Consider the following 25,020-nt stretch of genomic DNA (forward strand, 5'->3'; position numbering starts at 1 on the left):
TTATCCCACACCTCTAATTCTTTTATTTAGAAGTCTAATTCTTCTAGCTGTTTTTTTAACTCTTCTGCTCTCTTGAAATACTCTTCTTTTTCCTTTGCTGACATTTTATCAACCGAACCCTCTGTATCCCGTATATTTACAACCTTTGAAAGCCATTCCTCTTTATCCACCGGTTTTTCTATTACTTCTTCTTCAACAACCGTTACTTTTCCCTCTTTTTTTGGCTTGTTTCCTTCCTCCGAAATCCACTTAATAGCATTTTTAAAGTAGGCGTTCACACTATAAATTTCCTCTTGCATAAATAATCTCCGGAATGCTTTTTCAAAAATGGTATCAGAAATAGTTCCGTCAAATTCCTGATATACCGTATTAATAACCCGTAAATTATTGACAACTAACTCATAACGTGATGGAAAATGTTCGAGGTTTTTCTTTAATTCATGATAGACAAAATCACGTAAATGCTCGGGCAGCCCCAATAATTTAGTGGAAATTTCATCCTTTAGTTTCGCTTCTCTTTCAAAAATAGATTGGTTCTCTAGTATTTTTTCAAAGAAAACATGGAATTGGATTAACTCCTCTGCCTGATTATCATATAGTGTAAAGGCTTGGTCCAATAAAACATTAAATGTTTCAGAAGATAAGCGGTATTTAATTTTCAAGCTGGATAAAAGTGGCAGTGACAGCACGTTCCGATTATGAAGTTCTATCGCTAAATCAAAATGCTTATAAAATAACAATAATGTATCATCATTAAAATTACTATTACTATCAAAAGCAAAAACTTTTTGCGTATTCTTCATATAGGAAAGCGCCTGTCTTCTCTGATTCAAAAATTTATCTTCTTCAGTCTGCCTTGTCTTTCGTGCTCCTTCAACTATATTACCAGCATTCACAATGTTCTGGTACGCTTCACTAATATATTCCATCGACAGCTTATTTTTCGGATTTTTCATAATGCACTCATTATAGAGCTCACTAACTAATTCATCGTGCTCAAGCTGATGCTTCTTGATAAATTCCTTTAAGAGATCGCCATTATATTTTCGTATGACCTCAGGAGTCATGACGTCCTCAGTCTCTTCTTTCGTTCTTTCGATATACGTCGTCACATAGTGATTCAGTTTTTGAGATAACTCTTCTTGCTTTTCATTTATTTTCCAATACATCTTAAGGTTATTGGAATCTGGTTTAATTAAGTAATACTTCCATAATTTTGGTACTTCACTTTTCTCCGCTTCGAGTAATTTAAATTGATGAAGTTCTTTTAAATAATCAATAATAAGAAAGCTCTCACATATATCCAATTCTGCTATGAATCTTTGTGGATGGTAGCAATACACTCTCCCCGTGTCATGATCAACCCAGCCTGCACGATAAAAGAAAATTTGCGTTTCATACAGAATCGACCAAATCACCTTTGCATCGGCGGATAAATTCTTATATTTAGTATGTAACAACAAGCTCTTTGGGATTTGTAAAAAATCCTCTTCAAATAAATCCTGTTTAATAAAGTAATTCACTCAATCACCATTCCAAACGATTTATACTATTTTTGCTTTATAAAAGCAACCATTTACTTAAAAGGCATGTGTATATATTATAGCACTCTTATTCGGTTTTATTGACTACCTTGATTTCTTTACTGGAGGATTCAAAGAACAATATACGTATTGTGCTAAAATCCAATTGTTTTCTTCTATTTGTACAATCTGTCGTGTGCTATATTTGTAAGCGTAAAGCATAACTCATACATAAGGAGAAATATTTATGAATAAAAAAATACGAATTGGATTGATTGGTGCAGGTAGAATCGGCAAATTACACGGGGATAACCTTGTTAGGTTAGTTCCGGAAGCAGAATTAGTTTCCATTGCCGATCCATTTCTTAACGATACCATCACTGAATGGGCAAAAAGTCTAGGTGTTGAAAAGTGCTATAAAAATGCTGAGGAGATTTTCTCAGATTCTTCAATTGATGCTGTATTCATTTGTTCAGCAACTGACACCCATGCCGATTACATCATTCAGGCTGCAGAGGCAGGCAAGCATATATTCTGTGAAAAGCCGATTCATTATGATGTAGCACGCATCCTTGATGCACTGAATGCCGTTGAAAAGGCGGGAGTGAAGCTGCAGGTCGGGTTTGTACGACGTTTTGACCATAACCACAAGATGGTGCGTGACACAGTGGCTTCAGGCAAGCTTGGTAAACCACATATCGTGAAGGTAACTTCCCGTGACCCCGAGCAGCCTCCGATGGAATATGTGAAGACATCCGGAGGTCTCTTCATGGACATGATGATCCATGACTTTGATATGGTACGTTATCTGTCAGGCAGTGAGGTCACTGAAGTAACTGCTTACGGAGAAGTACTCATCGACGTAAATTTCAAAGAGTATGACGATGTGGATACGGCCATTGTCATGCTGAAATTTGCAAACGGTGCAATCGGAGTCATAGATAACAGCCGCCGGGCAGGTTACGGATACGATCAGCGTACGGAGGTACATTGTGCGGGAGGCTGTGTGCAGGTTTCCAATGATTTGGACAACACAGCCTTCATTAGCACGCCTGAAGGTGTCACCTCAGCTAAACCCCAATGGTTCTTCCTGGAACGTTATAACCATGCGTTTGTTGCTGAGACACAGGCATTCGTCAAAGCGATTCTGAATGATACGGAAACACCGGTGACAGGTAACGATGGGTTAATGCCTGTCTTAATCGCAAAGGCTGCCAAGCGCTCACTTGATGAAGGACGCTCTGTCAAGCTATCTGAAATCGAGGAATAATTATTATGACTCTTTATAAGCTTGTTTTCGAAATTCACGCGGTGAAAAGCCAATGATTTTTCGAAACAGCCGCGAGAAATAATTGGCGTCGTAGATTCCTACAGCGGCCGATACGTCATTCATAGAAAGCGTCTCGTCCTTCAAATATTCAATCGCACGGACAATGCGCAAGCGGTTGAGGTATTCGACCGGAGGAAGTCCTGTCGAAGACTTAAAGATCGTCCGAAAATAACCAGGACTAATATTATGAGTACGTGCGTAAGCTGAAAAATCTATCGGCTCCGCAAGGTTATCCTCAATAAACCTTTGTGCAGCTGCAATCATTTCAGCACGTGGATTCTCAAGCCCGGGAGAAGCAGCAAACTGGCGCAGTCGTGCACGAGAAATAATAATGAGAATCAGATTTAAGTAATCCTGTTTGACCTGCTCGTAAGCAAAACCCTGCTCCGTTTGTTCTTGACGCATGATTTCCAACATCGTCTGGACCCGTTCAGCGTCTTCAACGGACAGGTGGATGATGTTCTGCCGGTTCAAATCGGCAGGTGAAATGGGGCTGCTGTCTTCTGGACCCGTAAGGTCGCTTAGCAGCCCACCAAATTGTCCATGCCACCAATCTGCAATTTTTTCAGGATAAAACTGACAGTTGTACATACTTACAGGAGTTTCAATGGTATAGGCATGTTCCTGATGCGACGGGATAAGAAACACATCCCCCGGAATCAAGGGCATGGAGATATCTTTATATCGATGAATGCAGGAACCCTTTGTAATCAGGACAAATTCCTGAAATTCGTGACGGTGTACGGGAACCGATTCCACTGTAGAGAAAAGTTCCAAGGCAATTGCACTCTTATCATTACATTTGAAAGAAAAATAAGGAATCATCGGTGACCTCCCTTTCTGGCTGCCGGTTAACATAATAGATTATTATAATGCAATTTTAGGAGGAAATTAAGATGAAAATTGGTTTTAACGAAGGATGCAACCGTTTCTGCAAGGACCATTCCGTATTAAAGGATTTGGAATACTGTGAGAAATATGGTTTTGATTACATTGATATTCAGTCCGAATGTCTAGACCGTGATCTTGCTGAGGGCAAATATACGATTGAAGAACTTGGGGAATGGTTTAACACACATAACCTTAGCATGTTGTCGTATAACGCGCTTGTCCGCTTCAACATGAAAGAGACTCAGGAGGAAAAAGATGCGGTGATGGCAGAGCTTGACGAAATTATCCGCCGCTGCTTGATACTTGATTGTAAAATGATTGTGGTTGTACCAAGCTGGGATATCGTTCTCAAAAAGACAAGAGGAGAAATTCGTGAGGATGCTGTTGCTATTCTAAAAGAAATGCTCAAAAAAGTGGAGTCACATGGCATCAAGCTTTCCATTGAATTCTGCGGTGCTCCGGGAATGACGATCAACCGGTTTGAGGATGCCTATGCAATCGTTGAAGAGATTGATTCTCCTCTTGTCGGCGTAACGCTGGATCAATATCATTTCCATGCTATGGCATCTGACTGGGCAGCGCTTGAAAAAGCCGATGGGAAAAAGATTTTCGTTTGGCATCTTAACGACATGGAGGATATGCCTTGCGGAGCATCTTACAATAATGATGAAATACGCCTGTGGCCTGGTGACCCTCGCGGCTGCCTTGATCATCAACACTTTGCTGACACACTTAAAAAGATTGGCTTTGAAGGCGATTGCTGCACCATTGAGGTATTCCGGCCAGACTATTATGAGCTGAATCAGGAGGAAAATGTTCGTACCGCCGCGGAGGTGACTCGTTCACATGTGAATAAATATTGGAAACAGCCGGCACTCTCTTTATCTTAATATTTCCCTTTTCTTCCAAGCTTAGCAAGGTCTTTACGAAGAGATTATGGAACGATGCCTTCCATCCTGCGACACCCATGCCGCAGGATAGATCATGAACCATTTTTTGCTCTTTCAAAAATCATATAAATAAATAAAAAAAGTCTTTTTTTAGCATCTCTTGTAAACGTTACCATTCAAATTAGTTTTACTATTTTAAAAAAAGATTTATAAAAATAGCTCAATCTGCTGGAAATGTATTTATTATTTTGATATTTTAAAAAAATATAAAAATATCCCTGGGGAGGGTAAGCATGAGTAGTCATTCTATAGAGAAACCGCGAGATCACAAAAAGGCTTTAAAAAAGATAACAATAATTTCCACTTTCGGAGGACTCCTATTCGGTTATGATACAGGCGTTATTAACGGGGCACTGCCCTATATGGCAAGACAGGACGAGCTCAATCTTACTCCTGTTACAGAAGGACTCGTTACAAGTTCCCTTCTATTCGGGGCCGCATTTGGTGCCGTCTTTGGCGGACGATTAGCTGACCATTTCGGTCGTCGGAAAATGATTCTTAATCTAGCATTTTTATTCTTCTTAGCTGCAATCGGTTGTACTCTTGCACCATCTGCAGGTGTAATGGTAGTCTTCCGTTTCTTATTGGGACTTGCAGTCGGTGCGGCATCTGTTATGGTACCAGCCTTTTTAGCGGAAATGTCTCCGGCTGAAAGTCGTGGAAGGATGGTGACCCAGAACGAATTGATGATCGTTTCCGGTCAGCTTCTGGCATTTGTTTTTAATGCTATTCTTGGTACTACAATCGGTGATGAAGCTGCCCATGTTTGGCGTTATATGTTAGTCATCGCTTCCCTTCCGGCCATTGTTCTATGGTTTGGAATGCTTACTGTACCGGAAAGTCCTCGGTGGCTGGCATCAAAAGGAAAATTGGGCGATGCGATGCGTGTCCTAAAAGAAATACGTGAACAAAATCGTGCGGAAGCAGAGCTTAAAGAGATTAGAGCAAATATTGCTCAAGAAACAGCTATTAAACTAGCAACCTATCGCGATTTAACGATCCCTTGGGTCCGCCGAATTGTTTTCATTGGGATTGGGATAGGAGTTGTACAGCAGATTACAGGGGTTAACTCCATCATGTACTATGGAACGCAAATTCTTCAAGAATCTGGTTTCTCAACAGATGCAGCCCTTGTTGGGAACATTGCGAATGGTGTCATATCCGTTTTAGCGACTTTTGTTGGAATTTGGCTTTTAGGAAAGATCGGCCGTCGTCCAATGCTGATTATTGGATTAGCTGGAACTACTTCTGCACTTACGTTAATTGGAATCTTCTCACTTGTATTAGATGGAACAGCCATTCTTCCTTATGCGGTACTTGCCATGACGGTTACCTTCCTTGCCTTCCAACAAGGGGCCGTATCGCCGGTTACCTGGCTGATGCTGTCAGAAATATTCCCGCTTAAATTACGTGGACTTGGGATGGGTGTAACCGTATTTTGCTTATGGATCGCAAACTTCTTTGTTGGCTTTTCTTTCCCCATCCTATTAAATGCAGTAGGCCTATCAACGACTTTCTTCATCTTTACTCTATTAGGAATCGGGGCGATCGCATTTGTGAAAAAATACTTGCCAGAAACGAAAGGAAAGTCACTCGAACAGCTAGAGGCTGAGTTCCGTTCCTATGATGAAAAAAGTGAACAAAAAGCGGCAACTCTCTAATTGTAAAACTATAAGTGCTTCAATTTAGTAGAAAAAAGACCACTACCCTCTATTATAAATTCAGAAGGAAGTGGTCTTTTCAAGGCTTACTGAATCGTCATTATTCAATCCTCTTAACCATTAAGTGGCGATTATTCCTATAGGTGGATATGGCAAAGGTAAACATCATCATCATAATCATTACTTCGAAAATAAGGCTCAAAAGCATATTTAATTCAACATTGGTGTGATAAGCAAAGACTCCGATTGCAAAAGCAATAAGTAGATTACAAACTACTAGTAGAGAATTCATCTTCATTACCATTTGAATCCCTCCTTATACCTACTATACGAATAACTCCTATGAAAGGTTGCACTTTTACCAAAAAATCTACTTAATAGACTGCCCTTTTGGACAAAAAAATTCCTGTAAGCGTGTATACCTACAGGAAATGTTTTATCTATCGATTTGTTGTTAGCATTTGTAAAAACTTGCACCTACAATGATCAATAAAATAAACAATACAACAATTAAAACAAAATCGTTGTTGTAATGACAAGTTGTAGGATAGCAATAACCATAAGACGGTTCAGTATAAGTCGGCATTGCCATTGGAGCTACATTAGGAGCCATATTTGGAGCCACATTTGGAGCCATGTTTGGGCCCATATTTGGAACTGCATTTACGTTTGAATACATTTTGACACTTCCCTTCGTGTAACGAATTACACTATATCTTACTCGAAAGGGAGAAATTGGAGCCCGTCTACATTAAAATGGGTGTTTATCAGGGAGGTATTTGAGATATTTGAGATATTGTACATAAGCAATGGAGCTTTTGTTGTGATGGACAATCGGACGCTGTACTTTGTATGATCGAAGATTCTGCCGATAGCTGGTCAATCCGGCTAGATACTTAAAGGATGGTCTTGTCACTAATCTGGTCATATAGGCAGGCTGATAACTATTCGGTCTTCTCTTTTCATTTAGAATCTTGATGATTTCTTCATCTGTCCGAATGTTAAATCCATGTCCAAAAAGGCTTCCATCATCGAGAAGAACAACATTCAAGCCTCTAAACTGTGGTGTGTTTGGATGAAAGTCAGGATTATTAATATAAAGAACATCCCCTGGAATAAAATGATTAGAATAAAAGGTCACAATTCCAAGGTCCGTATCCGTATGCCAGCTGTAAAGATACAGATTTCGAAACACTGCATTAAACAAAGTACTGCCTATACTATGCAAAACCGCATGGTAATAAATGATTGGTATGGCCGTGGCACATTCGAATCCATAAAGTGAGCTATTCCGATAAATGTCCAAAATCGCATCAGACGGCTTCACATTGGGTCTTAAGAGGAACCCGCCAGCCCTTGTTAATTGCCAGTACCTAGGATTGGCGCGGGCAGATGCAAAGGTTGTAAAAACAGCCTTACTTTGATTCATTTCTTTTGCCGCTTTGATAATATTTTTTCGCATCTTGATTTCGAATAAAAATTCATTCACAGATTGATAAGAATAATAAATCGGAGCCTGCTGCATTCTTTGAATTATGATCTTTTCCACACTTCCAAGCTGCCAATTTTCATTAGGTTGAAACGGGACCCCTGATATTTGTATCATACAATCCTCCACTCCAAGCTTTCATTGTAGTCATACTTATCGTATTCTTACTGAGGAAGGAATTATGACCAAATCTCCAAACTAACAGAGCCAAAGGGACGGGTTCATTGGCTCCAAGTCAATGAACCTGTCCCTTTTACCCATTTTTGTGGTACTATGAATAAAGTTTAAGGCGGATAGGTGTTATGGAGGTTATGATGAAAAAAGTAGCGGTCATACAGGATTTATCATCTTTTGGAAAATGTTCATTAACAGCTGCGATTCCGGTTCTTTCGGTAATGGGCGTGCAGGCCGTTCCATTACCAACGGCTGTACTCTCTGCACAGACCGGGTATCCAAGCTTTTTTTGTGAGGATTTTACATCCCACATGCATTCTTTCATGGAGGAATGGAGCAAGCTCCAAGTAAGCTTTGATGGAATCTATACGGGATTTGTTACAGGTGAAGAGCAAATCCATAATATTTTTCAGTTTATCGAAACGTTTCGCAAAAAGGAAACGGTCCTGCTGGTTGATCCAGTCATGGCGGACACAGGTGAGGTCTATAAGCTTTTTACCGATGAGCTGCTGGTGCGAATGAAAGAGCTTGTGAAGATTGCAGATGTCATTACACCGAATGTGACGGAGTGCTGTTTATTAACCGGATTGTCCTATGAAAGGCTGCATCGCTATTCAGATGAACAGGACTATATTCAAGCGTTAGAGGATGCCGGGAATAGGCTGCAGCAGGAAACGGGTGCCAAGGTAATCATCACTGGAGTAAATCCACCGTCAGCAGATTCCGATAAGCGGTTAATCGGAAATATGTATTTGGACGGAAGCAGGAGCTTCTATCGTGCAATGGAGTACAATGGTGAAAGCTATTCTGGTACTGGTGATTTATTTGCATCTGTCATTATGGGAAGTCTGATGCGTGGTGACGATCTCGATCAAGCAGTAAAACGTGCAGAGACATTCCTTACAGAGGCCATCCATGATTCCTCTATGGAGCAGGTCCCTACTGTCGAAGGTGTTAACTTTGAAAAATTTTTGAGGTTGCTATTATAACTATTTTCATTTCATTGTATAAGAGTGGAAAAAGTCATCCAAATGGGTTCAACGGGATGACTTTTTTTCTTATTGAAACTTCACTATCAAGCTGGTGATTATTGTTACATCGTAAAAGGAACATTATTTGTATACTAAAAATAACCAGTAATTAACAATTTAGTGGAGGGTATGGACATGGATATCATTTATTGGATCGGGATTATTATTACTGCGGCAGTTTCTATTATTCTATTGAAAAATTCAAGTAAAAAGAAATAAGTGTTCAAGTACACTGTTGATTCTTTTTTAGCAGGATTCTTTTTGTTCCAGGCATATAAATTCCTCGAAAATTGTATTGAATCTACTTAACGATGATCCCTCTATTCAGTACCAGTACTATCCATTTTGTACATGTTACTGGTATCAGTTTCTTTTCATTGTGTATCCTGTTAAACATCGTTATAATATACTTTATTTCGAGTTACTAAATTAATAGAAAAGAGACGATAAATGCATGAAGTTTTCAAAAAAACTAGCACTATATATATTAATGTTCGATATGTTTATCACATTTAGTGCAATTGGTCTAATCCTCCCCGTTATGCCTGCTTACCTGAAAACCTATGGCGCAGCTGGACAAGCCTTAGGCTTCATCATTGCTATTATTGCTTTTGCCCAATTCATTTTTTCTCCTGTTGCAGGAAATTTATCTGATCGTCATGGCCGTAAAAATTTAATCATTTTCGGGCTTTTCGTAAATGGCCTTTCTCAAATTGCCTTTGGCCTGGCTGACGAGCTATGGATGCTTTATCTTTGCCGCTTCTTCACAGGTGTCGGTTCTGCCTTTATCGTACCTCCCGTCATGGCCTATGCTGCCGATATTACAAGCAAAGATGAACGCGGGAAAGCGATGGGCTGGATTGGTGCCGCGATATCATTGGGCTTTATGATTGGACCTGGTATTGGAGGATTCTTATCAAATGTCAATCTGCATTTTCCATTCCATTTCGCGGGCTCCGTAACCATCCTTGCCGGACTATTATCCTTAGTATTCCTGCCAGCTATCAAACCTGAAATAAAGGAGCTTCATAAGCAAGAAAACATCCTGCAGCAAATGGAACGCTCCTTTAAAACCAGCTATTTTGTATTATTAATCGTTGTGTTTGTATTTTCATTTGGAATTTCTAACTTCCAATCAACGTTAACGATGTTTTTAACCTATAAATTTAATTATTCTCCAAATGACATTGCCATTGTCATGACAGTCGGCGGCTTTGCCGGTGTGATTGTCCAAGGGTTTGCACTCAACAAATTATTTAAACGTTTCGGTGAAATGAAAATTATTTTATTTGGTCTGCTTGTTGCAGCCATCAGTCTTTATGGCATGTTATATGTCAGCGGCTTTTATCTTATAATCCTGGTTGCCACTCTGTTCTCAACGGCGACCACTCTAATCCGTCCAGCCGTTAATACGTTAATTTCAAAAACAGCTGGCAATGAACAAGGCTTTGCCGCAGGGATGAATAATTCCTACATGAGCCTTGGAAACATGATTGGACCTGCGTTGGCCGGAACCTTATTTGACTGGCATCGAAACATCCCATTCACATTTGGTTCTCTTATATTACTTGGCTGTTTCTTCCTGGCCTTTGTTTGGACGAGGAAGTCTACGACTCGAGCGCAGAAAGCATCTTAATTCGTTAAACCTTTCAAATAAAAAGGCATGGTTTTAAATGATTAAAACCATGCCTTTTTATTTGTTTAAGGTAATGTTAACTATAAATTATTTTTTCCTTGTTAATCAATGATTCCTATCACCTCTTATTGCGAATCAATCCCACTCCCCACACCATCACTATTATCCATTTCATCAACAGTAATAGAAGTAGAGATTGGCTCACTCTTCCCAGTCTGATTTGAAGCTGTTACCGTAAATTCATAGGTTTGCAATGGTTGAGGGCTGCTTAATATAGCTTGTAATTCTGTTGTTGTTGTTAACGTTTGTGTCGTACCATTCACGGTATACGTAACAATATATTGGACATCTTTTATATCAGCATTGCCGGGGTTCCAACTAATCACAATTGAATTGGAACCATTATCATATATCGCTTGTACATTACTTGGACTGTTTGGACCTTCTGCTTTTTCCTCCACCGTTATGGAAGTAGAGGCAGCATTACTTTTTGTGTCACCGGAAACAGCAACAATTGTGAAGGTATACTCTTTCCCTTTTTCCGGACTTTGCAAGACAGCCTGTAACTCATTTGCCGATGTTAATTTTATCGTATCTCCTCCATCTACTGTATAAGAGACATCGAACGTTAGGTCCTGACGATTGTTAGAAGTATATGCCCACGATAATAAAATTCGGTCTGAGGCTGCATCATACTGGGCCGTTACATTCGTTGGTCCATCAGGCTTAGGAGCTTGCGGCTTTTCTCCTCCAACTACATAGTATTCATTCCCAGATTTAGCTACACTCTTCGGTTGCTTGAACGTTTCTGTACTGGTTGCTGCCTTCGAAAGAATCGCTTTAAAGATTAATTTGGAGAAATTCTCACTCGTGCTGTTTAAATAATCATCAGCTGATGTTGTTTTACCATACCCCGTCCATACGGCTCCCGTATATTGCGGGGTGTAGCCTACAAACCAAGCATCTTTTACTGCATTACTTGGTAAGCCATATTTTGTTTCTGTTTGTTTATCAAAGTTCGTTGTTCCCGTTTTTCCAGCAAGGTCCAAACGTGGAATATTTGCCTGTGTACCCGTACCTGAATCGACAGCAGTACGCAGCATATCCGTAATTAAGAAAGCCGTGTAATCCTCCATCACCTTCTTCTTTTCGGGTGCTATATTTTTCTCAATTCCATCTGGATAGACGATTTTTGTCACTGTGTGTGGTGCAATATAGTAACCGCCATTCCCAAAGGCCGCATATGCACCAGCCATCACAATTGGTGAGGCGGCATCAATGCCACCAATGGCGTTGGCTTCATTGACTTTTTGCTCATCTGTAATAGGAAATCCTAGACTTCTAGCAAAATTGGTGGCCTCATCAACCCCTGCCGCTTGAAAGGCTTTTAAAGCCGGGATATTCCGTGACCATACTAGATGATCGCGAATCGTCCTATTTCCTGCATATTTACGATTGGCATTTCGAATAGGAGTTCCATTCTCATACTGATATTCTTCATCCTTTAATAAATGTCCAGTAGACCATTTGAGCTGATCAATAGCAGGTCCATAATCTAGAATGGGCTTTATCGTTGACCCCGGCTGCCGCTTCATCATCGTCGCGTAGTTATACCCGCCGTTTTGATAATTTCTTCCACCGCCAATGGCTTTGATTGCACCTGTCTGTGTATCTGTAATGACAACAGCTGACTGCATGTTATCATTTTCTGGAAAACTGATTTCGTCATTAGTGGAAAGAACCTCCTCCGTGATTTGCTGGATTTCCGGGTCAATCGTTGTATAGATTTCTAGTCCATCTTCAAAAATATTGGCATCTGTTTTTTCCTGTACCTCTTTGATAACCGTATTAACAAATGCTTGATATTGATTTGTTTTTGGCATTTGAATATTCAGGGTCTCTTCAATCGGTGTGCTTTGCGCTTTCGTCATTTCTGATTTTGAAAGGTATCCATGCCGATTCATATAATGAAGGACCATGTTTCTTCTTTTTTCAGCATTCTCCAAATTTTCTTCTTCCGTTGGTATGTATCGGTTTGGACTTTGGGGAATTCCTGCTAATAGGGCTGCCTGCTCAAGAGTTAATTGGTCAAGCTCATCAGGACCCAATCCAAAGAAACGCTCCGCGGCCTTGGCCACACCATATACATCCCCGCCGTATAAATTTTTATTAAAATACATTTCTAGAATTTGTTCCTTAGAAAATCGTCTTTCTAATTGAAGGGCTAAATACCATTCTTGGATTTTCCTTGTTGGTGTTTGTTCAATCGTTAAAAAGGAGTTTTTCACGAGCTGCTGCGTGATAGTGCTGCCCCCGCCGCCCTCAAAGGATCCGGAAGTGATAATTTTAAAAATAGCTACTAATGTTCGTTTCACATCAATTCCATGATGCTTATAGAAACGAGCATCCTCTGTAGCAATCACGGCATTCTTCAATACGTCTGGTATTTCTTCCACGTCAACATCCTCACGTTTCTCTTTACCAATCTCGGCAATGATAGTCGTTTCATCACTTGCATATAACGTCGATGATAACGGAGCTTTTAATAATGTTTCATCAAACTTAGGTGCGTCCTTAATAATCCATAAAATGGCTCCTGTTCCAACGATTAGCATCAAAATCCCGATGATCAGAACAGCATATAGGAATCTTTTCCAAACAAAATTTTGGGCCTTCGTTTGTTGCTTATTTGTCTTTTTCTTTCGTTCCATGCGAGATTCATTTTCTGACATGCTACACTCTGCTTTACTAGAGTCAACACCACTCTGTTACTTGCAGAGTTTTCACCTCTTTTTTTCATATAATAGTTGTTACAAAATGATCGTGAGAGTTTTTTTAAAAGGCTCTGTTATACCTGCATGTTAATTTTACTGCGGTTGAAAAATAAACGGTTAAATTCCGGCTATTTTGGGAAATACCCATATTTCCTTTAAAATAAAAGAGGTTTTTCCGTTTATATGATCCAAATCTTTGATTTTTGTCATTTTTAGAGCAGTTAATCGGAATATCTCCGCGTATATCTGCCTTTTAAGCCTCAACTATATACATTAAACGGAAATTCTCCGCCTATAAATTCTCATACCTTCACGAAAAATCAGCACAATGTTTCCATAAAAAAGGGCCAATAATAATTGCGCTACTCGCCGCCGTATGATTTTCCTCTGATTATCGGAGCAACTACGTCAACGCGATTGGTCCAAATCACTCCATTATAATTAGCTGGAAGCCGTTCTATGTCCTGTGCGCCATCAAAACCCTCCGACCATTTGGCATTCCCCGCAACCAGAACGACTCTCGTATTTGCTGCATCCATTCGGTTAAGAAACTTCGTCGGAAATCCCCATAGCCACGGTGCGATTTTTTCAGGGATATGTAGTTGTGTATTTTCACAGGCTGATGGAGTGTATCCAGTCCAACCAGCTGCGATATAAGGAATCAAACAGCTCTTCATTGTTTCCATCGACATGACCCGAAGCTCCGGCAATCGCTGTTTTAAGGCGGCAATTGGCTGATCGCCTCCATAGGCAGATAATTGCCTGATTCTCTCATCGGAAAAAGAAGAAAGATAATCCGCTAATTTGGCACCTTCATCCTCATCATTACTTTTGATATTAATCAAGAATTTTTTGTTCGGGAAATAAGTGAGCACCTCATGTAGGGTCGGCATTAATCCAATCCCTTTACCGCGAAACGGATAGGTTTTCCCGTTATCCGCTGTGTAGCCGTACCCCACATCCAGCTTTTTTAACTCCTCCATTGTATGATCCCTTGTGACGCCTTTACCATTTGTTCGACATTCGAGGTTCCAATCATGAAAAATGGCGAATTCCCCATCAGTAGTAGGATGAATGTCCAACTCTACCACATCTGCCCCCGCCTTATATGCTGCCTCCATAGATGGAATCGTATTTCCAATATAGGGATGCTCCGGTTCATAAATCCTCTCTGCCGTACACGTATCCCCGGTTAGCCCTTCCATTGGATAGGTCTGGGACATCGCAGCATGGGCTAGAAGAACAGGATATTCACTACGTTCCTTCGTAAATAGACTACTATTATTGAAAAAAATAAATAAAACAAACAGGATAAAAATAAGGGCTATTCGTTTTATTACTTTATTATTTTTCACTTTTCAAATCTCCTTATTCATTATAAGATGAGAGAGGTTTTGATTATGTCAGCATGTACACTATAATCAATCGGCTGCTATTCACACAATGGATAGATAATGATAAATCTATGATAATTTACTAATTAAATAGAATATGAATGATGATATTTAGGAGAAACGTATGAAGGCATTAGCATATATCATTGTGGAAAGTGGCTCCCCTTTTGAAAAAGGCGACTTTATTCCTTTGAATCGTTCACAAATGATCATTGGGAGAAGTGGGAGTAATTGGGAGCCTGATATCGCATTTAATAACATCTATGTATCAAGGAAACATTTTTCGATTACGTTAGAAAACGGCATGTACCTCATTAAGGACTTAAATAGTAAACATGGGACATTCGTAAATAATCAGCGATTAACTCCCAATGAGGAACGGATTCTTAAGGATAATGCAGAAATTTCGATTGCCAATCATCTCATTAAACTAAGCTTTTCCTTATCAAGAATCGAGCAGACAGCCGATATGGTTCCAACTGTTCAAATGTGTAAATGGGTGAATGACCTGGCTTTAGATCCATTGAGGCAAGAATTGTCTATCCAAGGAAATACGTATCTATTCTCTGACAAGGAATATAAATGTATTGAACTCCTTTTATCAATGGTTAATACTATCGTACCGATTGAAGAATTGAAGAAATGTGTTTGGAATGAGCGGGCACAAACAGAGAGCGACCTGCCAGATGTCAGCTCAGACGAAGTAAACGCATTGATTTACCGGATTCGTAAAAAAACACAGGATATTGTACAAATTGAAAATATTAGAGGAAAAGGATATATTCTATCATTTACTAAATAGGATTACTCTAGATATATCTAGCTCTAATTACCTCACCAAAAAGTAACGATAATCCAAGTAGGATTATCGTTACTTTTTGGTTTCATCACTTTTACGCAATCATTTTCGTTCCTTCCACCACGGGATATGAGGCATTGGTAATTCGCCGTTTAATCGAACGGTATCGCCGATTTTAGGTGCAATCAGCTGTACCCCTTCTTTTTCTGCCGCTTGGATTGCCCGCTCGATCGGATCTGTCCAGCTGTGATACGCAAGAGTAAACGCTCCCCAGTGCATAAGCATCATAGTCTTCCCCAAGACATCTTGATTCGCTTGGACAGCTTGTTCCGGAATCATATGTACCGATTCCCACCTTCTGTCATATTGACCGCCTTCGATTAAGGTAAGGTCAAAGGGGCCATATTTTTTCCCAATCTCTTTAAAATGATCACCATACCCGCCATCTCCACTTGTATATAAACGTGTTTGCTGACCGAGAATCACCCAGCCTCCCCAAAGTGTCGTGTCTCGATTAAACGGTCCCCGGCCAGAGAAGTGTTGGGACGGAGTCAACGCAACGGTTAACCCCTTATACTTCGTTTCATCCCACCAATTGAGTTCTGAAATTTTCTCTTTTGGAACCCCCCACCGAATTAAGTGAACACCTACCCCATTTGGAACAAAGAAATGCTCCACCTTATTCTTTAACCTTCGGATGGATGGATAATCTAAATGATCATAATGATCGTGTGTAAGAAAGACCGCATCAATCGGCGGCATCGAATCAATAAGGGGCAACAGATCATGACTATAGCGTTTGCTTCCTACAAAAGAAACCGGGGAAGCAACGGGTCCTAGCATGGGGTCAATCAGAATCTTTTTATTGTCCATGCTTAAAAGAAAAGCAGAATGACCAAACCAGGTGAAACTATCCTCTTTACTGTTAATGAAGCTCCAATCAATCTTGGATACAGGAATTGGGTCTGCCGGGTTGGTTTCTTTTGCCCGTGATAAAGATTCCTTTATCATCGAAAAGAAGTCAGAAGGACTCATGCTTATTTTTGTTGCCGTAGGATTGATAAACTTCCCATTTCGAAAGTTAGCTAACCCTTGATAAGCCTCCTTTTCTGCTTTACTTGGATTCCCTCCAAACGCTGGATGCATATATAAAAACATGAAAAGGGCATCACAGCCTGCCAATACTAGTAAAATAAAATAAATCATCGCTTTTTACCCGTCCTTTTTTACAGGGATGTATAGAGAAAAAAGGATGCAAGCTCACACTCACACGTTACACCCTCTACTATCTTCTTATAATTATCATCATAATTGGACTTACGACCTTTTACCAGTTAAATTAAGAGTGAAGAAAGAAAGGAACTATAAGGCTACCTCCCTGAATACATCATGTGACTGAAAAACATGTTTCCAGCCCAAGTGGATATCATATGGAAAGATAACCCAATAGTTTAAAATCCCACAAATGATAGACTTACTATAATGGTTTAAAATACTTGCAAACCGTAAAATCCTGTGTTATATTTCTTTACGCTAAATAAGTGACTAAATTATTCATTCGGTCAGATTTAAATGGGGTGACTCTTACGTGGCGATTGATAGAAGACAATTAATTATTGAGGCTGCTACCAATTCCTTTTCACTGTTCGGCTACAAGGCTACTACCATGGATCAGGTTGCCAAGCTTGCGAATGTGGGAAAGGGTACAATTTATACCTTTTTTAAAAATAAAGAGGAATTATTTGACGAAATTATCAGCACCTTGATTCGAGATATGAAGACTGTAGCTGAAGAAGCCATGGATCGTAACCTCACCTTTTTTGAAAACGCAAATCGGGTATTATTTCGCCTGCTGGAGTTTCGAAAATCCCACCAATTAACCATCAAGCTTTTTCAGGAGGAAAGGGATATTGGGACAAAGGCGGTTGTGGATGTTGTGCAGCGAATGGAACAGGCCATCATCCATTATATGAAGGACATCATTCAAGAAGCGATTGACCGTGGTGAAATCCTGCCATGCAATCCAGAAATTACAGCATTCGTCATGTTAAAGCTTTATGTTTCCTTAATCTTTGATTGGGAACAATATCACGAGCCGCTTAACAAGGAAGAGATTGCGGATCTCTTTCAATTATATTTTTTTAAAGGATTAGAAAAATAACCTCAACCAACATGGGTCCTCGTCATGAAAGAGTACCCTGCTTATTTGGCCAAAAATGACTGAATGAATAAAATAGTCAATTGTTAACAGGAGGTTATTTTGTGAGAAATTCATCTTTTTTAGCTGAGCTCAAAGCGATTCTCTCCAATCGAAAAATCCTTATCCCTATCATAGCAGTAGCATTTGTACCTGTACTTTATGCCGGACTGTTTCTGTGGGCCTTCTGGGATCCATATGACCATATGGAGGATTTACCCGTAGCGATTGTCAGTGAGGATAAGGGCGCTGATTTTGAAGGAGAGCATTTGGAGCTTGGTAAACAGCTGACTGATAAGCTGGGGGCCAATGACCAATTTGATTTTCATATTGTGTCAAAGGAAAACGGCTATAAGGGGCTGGAAAATAGGGACTATTATTTGTTAGTGGAAATTCCGGAGGATTTTTCCGCGAATGCTACTACCCTATTAGATAGCAGCCCGCAAAAATTAGAATTAATTTATGTACCGAACGAAAGTACAAACTTCTTATCTTCCCAAATTGGAGAAACAGCGGTAAAAGAAATCAAAGCTGAAATTTCTAAGAATGTGACTGCAACCTATGCCGAAACCATGTTTGGGAAAGTGGATGAATTAGCCAATGGGCTCTCTCAAGCCAGTGATGGCTCAGACCAGCTGGCGAATGGGGCTACACAATTAAATGATGGATCGAAAACTCTACGGGAAAATTTAGAGATATTAGCATCCAAATCAATTGATTTCACAAATGGGGTTGAAAAGGCTTCATCTGGATCAAGTGACCTTGCAGCTGGTACAGATCAAGTAGAGGCTGGGCTTCAAGAGATCAACGAAAAAATGCCAGCCTTGGTTTCCGGTACCACACAAGTCCAGGACGGTTTACAAACGATGAAGGAAGAGCTGCCAAAGCAAATTGCAGCTGGAGTCTCAAGCCAGCTTAATGGAAGTATCGCCCAAGTTGATAAGGGCATTGACGAGCTTGAGTCAAAGCTTAACACAGGCCTTTCCACTCAACTAACATCAGGGATCGCCAAAAGCTTATCAGAGCAGCTTGCCAACCAATTAACAGCATCGCAAACCGAGCAAATGGCTCAATTAAAGGCTGCGCTTGTGAACGGACAAATTATGGATGAGTCGCAGGCTTCTGCCTTTATTGCTCAAATGGCCCAAGGCAAGCCAACAAAGGATCAGGTTCAACAGCAATTCGAGCAGCAATTGGCAGAGCAATTACAGCCTAGCCTTTCTGCTGGGATTGCAAATGGTCTGGATCAAGGCTTTACCCAATTTAAAACAGGTCTGCATGACCAATTACTATCTTCCACAGCAGGTCTAGAGGGTCAATTAAAGTCACAAACAAGTCCCTCTTTTGACCAATTAGTAGCTGGCGTTCAACAAATAAATGGTGGACAGCTTGCTTTACAGCAGGGTATCAGCCAATTATATAATGGTTCCGTTGAACTAAATACGGGTGCACATGACTTAAGTACGGGCATGAATCAATTAACAGATGGGTCAGCGCAATTACAAAATGGTGCCGGCCAGCTTGCACAAGGCTCAAAGGAATTAGAGGAAGGTACGGCTAAGCTAGAGGATGGGTCAACGGAGCTTTCTACTAAACTCGCTGAAGGTGCCGAGCAGGCAAATTCAGTTGAAGCAACCGATGACACATACGACATGATGGGCGAACCTGTTACCGTGAAAAAGGAAGAAATGAACAAGGTTCCAAACTATGGTACCGGTTTTGCACCATACTTTATTTCCCTTGGCTTATTTGTCGGAGCGCTTTTGATCTCGATTGTCTTTAAGCTAAAGGAACCTGTTGTTCAGCCAAAAAATGCATTCAAGTGGTTCTTGAGCAAATTTGGGGTATTAGCAATTGTAGGAGTCGTTCAGGCACTATTAGTTGACTTCATTCTATTATCCTTTTTAAAAATTGAAGTGGCAAGTATTCCATTATTCTTTGTCACATCGCTCATTACAAGCTTTGTGTTTTTAAGCTTGATTCAATTGCTTGTGACAACGCTGGGAGACCCTGGCCGTTTTATTGCCATTGTGATTCTAATCCTACAATTAACAACAAGTGCCGGTACATTCCCGCTTGAGTTAATTCCAAATGCTTTGCAATCAGTCAACCTATTGTTACCAATGACGTATTCCGTCCAATCCTTTAAAGCAGTCATTTCGAGCGGTGACCTTTCATATATGTGGCACAACAATATGATTCTCTTAACCTATATGATTGCCTTTATCGCCTTAACCATTAGTTATTTTGCTATCCTATTAAAAAAACAAAACAAACAGGCTGAAGAGATGGATCAAACTTACAGTGCAGCACTTTGATCAATCCTTTAGTTAAGCTGTCCCTTTCGGTGTCAGGCACAATTTTCAAAGTGCCTGACACCCGATTGGGACAGTTTTTTTGTGATAGAGTAGTTGAAAACTGTATGCTCGTATCCTTTTTTTACTGAATATGCTGATTAATGATATCCGGTACTTCCTGTAAGGAATCGATTTGATAGAATGCACTTTTCGGCTCCACGTTGATGTCGACCTCGTTATATTTCCATTCTATTTCAGCTGGAATGTGAATCGCATTAATATTCAGCTCCAACGCGGGTACAATATCCGTTCTGATCGAATTTCCAACCATCCACGTAACATCAGGATCTGCATGAATCGTTTTTAAGATGTCTGATAAAGCGGTTGTATCCTTGTGTTCAGTAATGAAGACACGATTTTCAAAGAAGATCGTCAGCTCCAATTGGGAGATTTTCCGGCGCTGATTCGCTTCATCCCCGCCTGTATGTAAATACAATTCATGTCCGGCATCCTTTAATTCCTGGAGGGTTTCATTCATATAAGGAATCGGTTCGACAGGAATTTCAAATACCTTGAAGCCTAATTCCTTTACATAATCCATTTCATCCTGCTTCTTTTCTTTACCCGTCTGATCGCAAAAATAGCGATACGCACGAACAAAGGACTCAGGAAAGCGTTCCGAATCTAAGCCGTGAACGCTGATTGCTTCAATATCCAGCTCCAGCTGCTTCTGCCTGATTTCCTTTTTTGTTAAGGAAGGAAACCAGCCTGTCATGATGTCCGTATAATTGCCGATAACCTGATTGAAATATCTGTTACAATAGGCCAGCGTATCATCGAGATTAAATAAGATGTTTTGTTTTTCCATAGTTACCCCTTTATCTGATGGTTTCGTTCTAGTTATTTTTCCAAAGAAAATGGATTTTATGATGTCTATTCATCCATCATGTTGGGGATTCTATGAGTTAAAAGACTTCTTTTTTAAATCTAAAATGCTGAAGAAGTTCCGTTTCATTGATGGATATCCTATCCGCTAAGTCCTTTGTTCGCAAAACAAACTCCTTCACACCAATGAATTCCGATTCGGCAACCAAAAAAAATTCTGTTCCTTTTTTGTATCCATAAAACCGCTTTTTAAGTGTATATACCTTCATTTACTAACCTCTAGTAGTGAAATTTGCTCTATTCATTATAGGAAGAATTATACCATAATAAAAAAAGTGCCAGGCACCACCCGAAAAATGGATGGTACCTGGCATTTTTTTATCTTTTTTCAATGGTCCCATCAGAATAGCGGGCAAATCTTCCGGCGTTTCGTTCGTTCACAGGATCCGGACGACCCCATGGCCAGCCGCCAAATTGTGTTCTTTGATAGTCCCTAAACGCTTCTCGAATTTCCTCTTGCGTGTTCATAACAAATGGACCATATTGTGCAATCGGTTCTTGAATCGGTTCCCCTTGAAGTACTAACAGATAACTCTCTTTCGTACCATTGGTGATGGTGATTTCCTCATCACCAATAAGCTTCACGCGATTCATACTTGGAATTGTTGTTTCTTCGATTTTGATTTCGTTTCCTTCATAATAATAGAGATTCCGATTCAAGGTTTCAGAAACCGCTGGCAGCGTAATGGTTGCTTCTGGCTCCATTTTAATGAGATAAATCCCTACATGATTATTCTTTTCCTTTGCCCAGGAAGCGTTACTTGGCTGTGGACTTTCCTTCCCAAACATACTCCCTGCAATCAGCCTGACCGTTGCTTTTTTTCCATTTTCTGAAACAGACTCAACCTCTGGAATGTCCTCTGCCCAAAGCATCTTATATTCCGGTTCAGCAAATTTATTTTTTGCCGGGAGATTTAACCAAATTTGAAACAGCTCAAGCGGATTGTCCTGATTCTGATGGACAAGCGGGAACATCTCTGTGTGCAGACAGCCTTTCCCTGCTGTCATCCATTGAACATCACCATTACCGTAGCGGCCTGAAGCACCCGTGGAATCAAAGTGATCCACATACCCTTCTAAAACGACGGTAACAGTTTCAAATCCTCTATGTGGATGATAGGGAAAACCTGGTACCTTTTCTCCATGATACATCCTGAAACCGTCTTTTAACGTAAAATCTTCGCCTAGATTTCTTCCTGCAAGTGAAACATTCGGTCCTTGCTCCTCGTTTCCCGGTGGATAGGCATCCCTATGATGCATGGTGACAAGGAACGGACTCTCAGCCTGCCATTGAAAACCCAACTGCTGTACTTGTACTATTTTCTTCTTTTCCATTCCTTCACTCCTCATTTTCACATTTATTTTCTCCGACAAATTACACCTATACTCATAAAAAAATATCTTGATTTCAAGATAAATGATAAAAGGTATCTTCCGGAATGTCAATTATTAAGGGTCAGCTGCTGGGTCATGAGGGTCCCTGGTCCAAATCATGATGATTCAGAACCAATGAACCCGTCCCCCTGGCACGATTATATGATCTCCGTTGCCTTTTTTACTTCGTGCTGATCTTTTTGTTGTTCTTTGATCATCATACAACCAAGTAGTCCGATGAACGCAAACAGAACAGGAACTAATAATCCGTAGTGATAGCCCACTTCGATTGGAGCGAGATGAAAGTGGTCCAGCATTTTACCAAAAAGAAATGGCAGCAAAACAGCACTGATAAATCCTCCTGTGTTGGCAAATCCCGTTATCACACCCACTTCCTTCAGAGAAAAGGACTTTCGAACAATGGCAAACGTTAATGGGCCACCTCCATGTCCAAACCCGATCAAAAATAATAATAGAACGACCAGAATAAAAGGGGGCTTCTCAACAATAAATAAAACGAGCCAGCTGCTAAAAATCATAAATTGGATCAACAAATACGGCTGCTTGATCGATGTCCGTCGACTCGTAAACCAGCTAATTAAAAAAGAACCTGCAATGGCACCAATCAAACCATACATCATCAGCTGACTGGCATCTGCCCGGCTGATTTCAAGCACGTGCATTCCATATGGGACACCCCAAGAGCCGATAAATCCGACATACGTACCAACAACACCAAAGTGACAGAAGAATGTAGCCCATGCCTGCCGGCTTGACAGCATTCGTTTGAGGATTGTCCAGGTCTTTTCATGAAGCTGAATTGGACGTTTTTCCGGAGATACAGTCTGTTTCATTACTTGTTTTGCTCTTTTTTCTAGAACAAAATAAAGAAGGATTGAAATGAGGCATAGTATAATACCTGTTGTTAAAAAGATAGGTCTCCAGCCTGTTATGGCAATCATATAGGAAAATGGAACGGTTGATAAAAGCGAGCCTAGACTTCCAGCCACTCCCGCTAATCCTAGTAATCTAGTGAATTCCCCTGCCTTAAACCAACGACTTAGGATCAGTACTAAATTGACCCAAATCGTTGCATCGCCGACTCCGACCAATAATCTGGAAAATAATAAAACATACTCATTCAAAGCGGCGCTGTATAGAACCGTACCCAGCCCGTTTAACAGTGTACCGATAATCAGAAGATAGTTAGGTCCAAAACGGTCAGACAAAAGACCAACAGGAATTTGCAAACCAGAATAAGCAACAAATTGTATGCTTGTGATTAACCCAACAAACGTCGCCGAAATTTGAAAATCCTTCATAATCTGATCGGTAATTATTCCCGGCGCAGTTCTTTGACTCACAATCAGAAAATAAGCGAGTAATACTGAAGTAAATACAACCCATCTGTACGAACTATTTTGTTTTTCCAATGTATTTTTTCTCCTAAGTTAAATTCATCCCCCATTATACTCCCTTATCTGATTATTTTAAAATACTAAAACTTACCGTTTTTTCAGTATACTAGGTGTCTATTTACATAAGATCATAATCTTTCATTCTATAAGGTTCAATATGAGCGATAACCTCAGCATTAGGATAAATCGATTCCCTGACTGCATTTTCAATTTGATGCTCCAAATCGTGGGATTCCGCCACCGTCATAGTAGGGTCAACTAATAGATGCAGATCAATATGAACATGATTCTGAGTGCCCCTGCTCCTGATCTTATGAACACCCTTCACTTGGTTAAATTCCATTATCAAATTGGTCACTTTTTCTACATCGACTACCGAACGGTCTACTAAAATATTTCTGCTTTCTTTAAAAATTTCATATCCTGCATGAATAATGAATCCGGATACAACCAATGATACAATCGGATCAAGGATTGGTGGCAATCCCAATTTAACCCCCAAAAGTGTCCCTAGAACACCGACAGAAACATAGATGTCGCTTCTCGTATGCATGGAATCGGAAATAAGAATTTGACTTTGCAGTTTTTTTCCTCTTTTATATTCAATGGTAGTGACAAGTAAGTTAATCAACAATGTGAGAATCATCACAAGAAGACTTGAAAAAGTTATCTCTGATAGAACGGGATTCCTCATTTTATCTATGGCATCGATAATAACCTTTCCAGCCACAGCAAACAACATCACGCAAATAAATAAACTCGCCAGTGTTTCAAATTTTTTGTGACCGTACGGATGATCCTCATCCACTGGTTTGGCAGCAAGCTTAATGCCAACAAGCCCAATGATATTGGACGATCCGTCAGATAGAGAATGAAAACCGTCAGCTGTCATACTTGCACTATTAATGATTGAACCGACTATCATTTTCATGACAGCTACAACCAAGTTGGCTATTAGAATCACAAACAATACAGTCTGTACCTGTTTATAATTTGTCTGTTCCATAATCATTTCCCCAGTCTTCACTTTGATTTATAAAAAAAAACTCCATAGGACAATAGGTAATATGATGTCCCCTGGAGTATTGTGTCCACTGTCTTTTTAATAGCTAAGCCAAACATGTAATACTTATGGTT

At 40.1% G+C, this 25,020-nt stretch carries 21 protein-coding genes; 8 read left to right on the plus strand and 13 right to left on the minus strand.

Annotation, left to right across the window (positions count from 1 at the left end):
- Window positions 1–26: 26 nt before the first annotated feature.
- Entirely contained in the window at window positions 27–1,523 is a 1,497-nt protein-coding gene (locus tag ACHUFV_RS17300) for a replication initiator protein A (RefSeq protein ID WP_394236307.1), read from the minus strand.
- Window positions 1,524–1,770: 247 nt separating this feature from the next.
- On the opposite strand from ACHUFV_RS17300, the gene iolG reads away from it, so the two are divergent.
- Entirely contained in the window at window positions 1,771–2,793 is a 1,023-nt protein-coding gene (iolG, locus tag ACHUFV_RS17305) for an inositol 2-dehydrogenase (RefSeq protein ID WP_394236309.1), read from the plus strand.
- 3 nt (window positions 2,794–2,796) lie between these two features.
- On the opposite strand, the gene ACHUFV_RS17310 is transcribed toward iolG, so the two are convergent.
- Entirely contained in the window at window positions 2,797–3,678 is an 882-nt protein-coding gene (locus tag ACHUFV_RS17310) for a helix-turn-helix domain-containing protein (protein ID WP_394236311.1), read from the minus strand.
- 134 nt (window positions 3,679–3,812) lie between these two features.
- Here ACHUFV_RS17310 and ACHUFV_RS17315 point away from each other — a divergent pair, with 134 nt between their 5' ends.
- Window positions 3,813–4,634 (plus strand): sugar phosphate isomerase/epimerase family protein, encoded by an 822-nt coding sequence (locus ACHUFV_RS17315; protein WP_394236313.1) that lies wholly within the window; start codon window positions 3,813–3,815, stop codon window positions 4,632–4,634.
- A 293-nt stretch (window positions 4,635–4,927) separates the two neighbouring features.
- Window positions 4,928–6,355, plus strand: coding sequence for a sugar porter family MFS transporter (locus ACHUFV_RS17320; protein ID WP_394236315.1), 1,428 nt, complete (start codon window positions 4,928–4,930; stop codon window positions 6,353–6,355).
- Between the two features lie 100 nt (window positions 6,356–6,455).
- Here ACHUFV_RS17320 and ACHUFV_RS17325 read toward each other — a convergent pair whose 3' ends face one another.
- From ACHUFV_RS17325 to ACHUFV_RS17335, 3 genes are all read right to left on the minus strand, one after another.
- Window positions 6,456–6,659 carry a hypothetical protein gene (locus ACHUFV_RS17325; RefSeq protein WP_394236317.1) on the minus strand — a complete coding sequence of 68 codons (204 nt, stop codon included), beginning with the start codon at window positions 6,657–6,659 and terminating at the stop codon, window positions 6,456–6,458.
- A gap of 150 nt (window positions 6,660–6,809) precedes the next feature.
- Window positions 6,810–7,034 (minus strand): YjcZ family sporulation protein, encoded by a 225-nt coding sequence (locus tag ACHUFV_RS17330; RefSeq protein ID WP_394236319.1) that lies wholly within the window; start codon window positions 7,032–7,034, stop codon window positions 6,810–6,812.
- Between the two features lie 72 nt (window positions 7,035–7,106).
- A complete protein-coding gene (locus tag ACHUFV_RS17335) occupies window positions 7,107–7,961 on the minus strand; it encodes a protein-glutamine gamma-glutamyltransferase (protein WP_394236321.1) in 855 nt (284 codons plus the stop codon).
- 197 nt (window positions 7,962–8,158) lie between these two features.
- On the opposite strand from ACHUFV_RS17335, the gene ACHUFV_RS17340 reads away from it, so the two are divergent.
- Together ACHUFV_RS17340 and ACHUFV_RS17345 are read left to right on the plus strand one after the other, a co-directional pair.
- Window positions 8,159–9,007 (plus strand): pyridoxamine kinase, encoded by an 849-nt coding sequence (locus tag ACHUFV_RS17340; RefSeq protein ID WP_394236323.1) that lies wholly within the window; start codon window positions 8,159–8,161, stop codon window positions 9,005–9,007.
- Window positions 9,008–9,503: 496 nt separating this feature from the next.
- Window positions 9,504–10,685, plus strand: a complete 1,182-nt coding sequence (locus ACHUFV_RS17345; protein ID WP_394236325.1) for an MFS transporter — start codon at window positions 9,504–9,506, stop codon at window positions 10,683–10,685.
- A 125-nt stretch (window positions 10,686–10,810) separates the two neighbouring features.
- Here ACHUFV_RS17345 and ACHUFV_RS17350 read toward each other — a convergent pair whose 3' ends face one another.
- Together ACHUFV_RS17350 and ACHUFV_RS17355 are read right to left on the minus strand one after the other, a co-directional pair.
- Window positions 10,811–13,417, minus strand: a complete 2,607-nt coding sequence (locus tag ACHUFV_RS17350; protein ID WP_394236326.1) for a PBP1A family penicillin-binding protein — start codon at window positions 13,415–13,417, stop codon at window positions 10,811–10,813.
- A gap of 404 nt (window positions 13,418–13,821) precedes the next feature.
- Window positions 13,822–14,814, minus strand: a complete 993-nt coding sequence (locus ACHUFV_RS17355; RefSeq protein WP_394236327.1) for a glycerophosphodiester phosphodiesterase family protein — start codon at window positions 14,812–14,814, stop codon at window positions 13,822–13,824.
- Window positions 14,815–14,977: 163 nt separating this feature from the next.
- On the opposite strand from ACHUFV_RS17355, the gene ACHUFV_RS17360 reads away from it, so the two are divergent.
- Window positions 14,978–15,655 (plus strand): FHA domain-containing protein, encoded by a 678-nt coding sequence (locus ACHUFV_RS17360; RefSeq protein ID WP_394236328.1) that lies wholly within the window; start codon window positions 14,978–14,980, stop codon window positions 15,653–15,655.
- A gap of 99 nt (window positions 15,656–15,754) precedes the next feature.
- On the opposite strand, the gene ACHUFV_RS17365 is transcribed toward ACHUFV_RS17360, so the two are convergent.
- Window positions 15,755–16,858, minus strand: coding sequence for an MBL fold metallo-hydrolase (locus tag ACHUFV_RS17365; protein ID WP_394236329.1), 1,104 nt, complete (start codon window positions 16,856–16,858; stop codon window positions 15,755–15,757).
- Window positions 16,859–17,240: 382 nt separating this feature from the next.
- On the opposite strand from ACHUFV_RS17365, the gene ACHUFV_RS17370 reads away from it, so the two are divergent.
- The gene (locus ACHUFV_RS17370; RefSeq protein ID WP_394236330.1) at window positions 17,241–17,813 is read left to right on the plus strand and encodes a TetR/AcrR family transcriptional regulator; all 573 of its coding nucleotides are present in this window, start codon (window positions 17,241–17,243) and stop codon (window positions 17,811–17,813) included.
- 101 nt (window positions 17,814–17,914) lie between these two features.
- Window positions 17,915–20,167, plus strand: coding sequence for a YhgE/Pip family protein (locus ACHUFV_RS17375; RefSeq protein ID WP_394236331.1), 2,253 nt, complete (start codon window positions 17,915–17,917; stop codon window positions 20,165–20,167).
- Between the two features lie 121 nt (window positions 20,168–20,288).
- Here ACHUFV_RS17375 and ACHUFV_RS17380 read toward each other — a convergent pair whose 3' ends face one another.
- From ACHUFV_RS17380 to ACHUFV_RS17400, 5 genes are all read right to left on the minus strand, one after another.
- Window positions 20,289–21,014: an HAD family hydrolase gene (locus ACHUFV_RS17380; protein ID WP_394236332.1), complete on the minus strand. Its 726-nt coding sequence runs from the start codon at window positions 21,012–21,014 to the stop codon at window positions 20,289–20,291.
- 97 nt (window positions 21,015–21,111) lie between these two features.
- Window positions 21,112–21,300: a hypothetical protein gene (locus tag ACHUFV_RS17385; RefSeq protein WP_394236333.1), complete on the minus strand. Its 189-nt coding sequence runs from the start codon at window positions 21,298–21,300 to the stop codon at window positions 21,112–21,114.
- A 109-nt stretch (window positions 21,301–21,409) separates the two neighbouring features.
- Entirely contained in the window at window positions 21,410–22,426 is a 1,017-nt protein-coding gene (locus ACHUFV_RS17390) for a pirin family protein (RefSeq protein WP_394236334.1), read from the minus strand.
- Between the two features lie 197 nt (window positions 22,427–22,623).
- Window positions 22,624–23,898, minus strand: coding sequence for an MFS transporter (locus tag ACHUFV_RS17395; RefSeq protein WP_394236335.1), 1,275 nt, complete (start codon window positions 23,896–23,898; stop codon window positions 22,624–22,626).
- Window positions 23,899–24,001: 103 nt separating this feature from the next.
- Entirely contained in the window at window positions 24,002–24,889 is an 888-nt protein-coding gene (locus tag ACHUFV_RS17400) for a cation diffusion facilitator family transporter (RefSeq protein WP_394236336.1), read from the minus strand.
- Window positions 24,890–25,020: the final 131 nt, after the last annotated feature.

It is taken from the genome of Niallia oryzisoli, assembly GCF_043641075.1.
Taxonomy (GTDB): domain Bacteria; phylum Bacillota; class Bacilli; order Bacillales; family Cytobacillaceae; genus Bacillus_BD; species Bacillus_BD oryzisoli_A.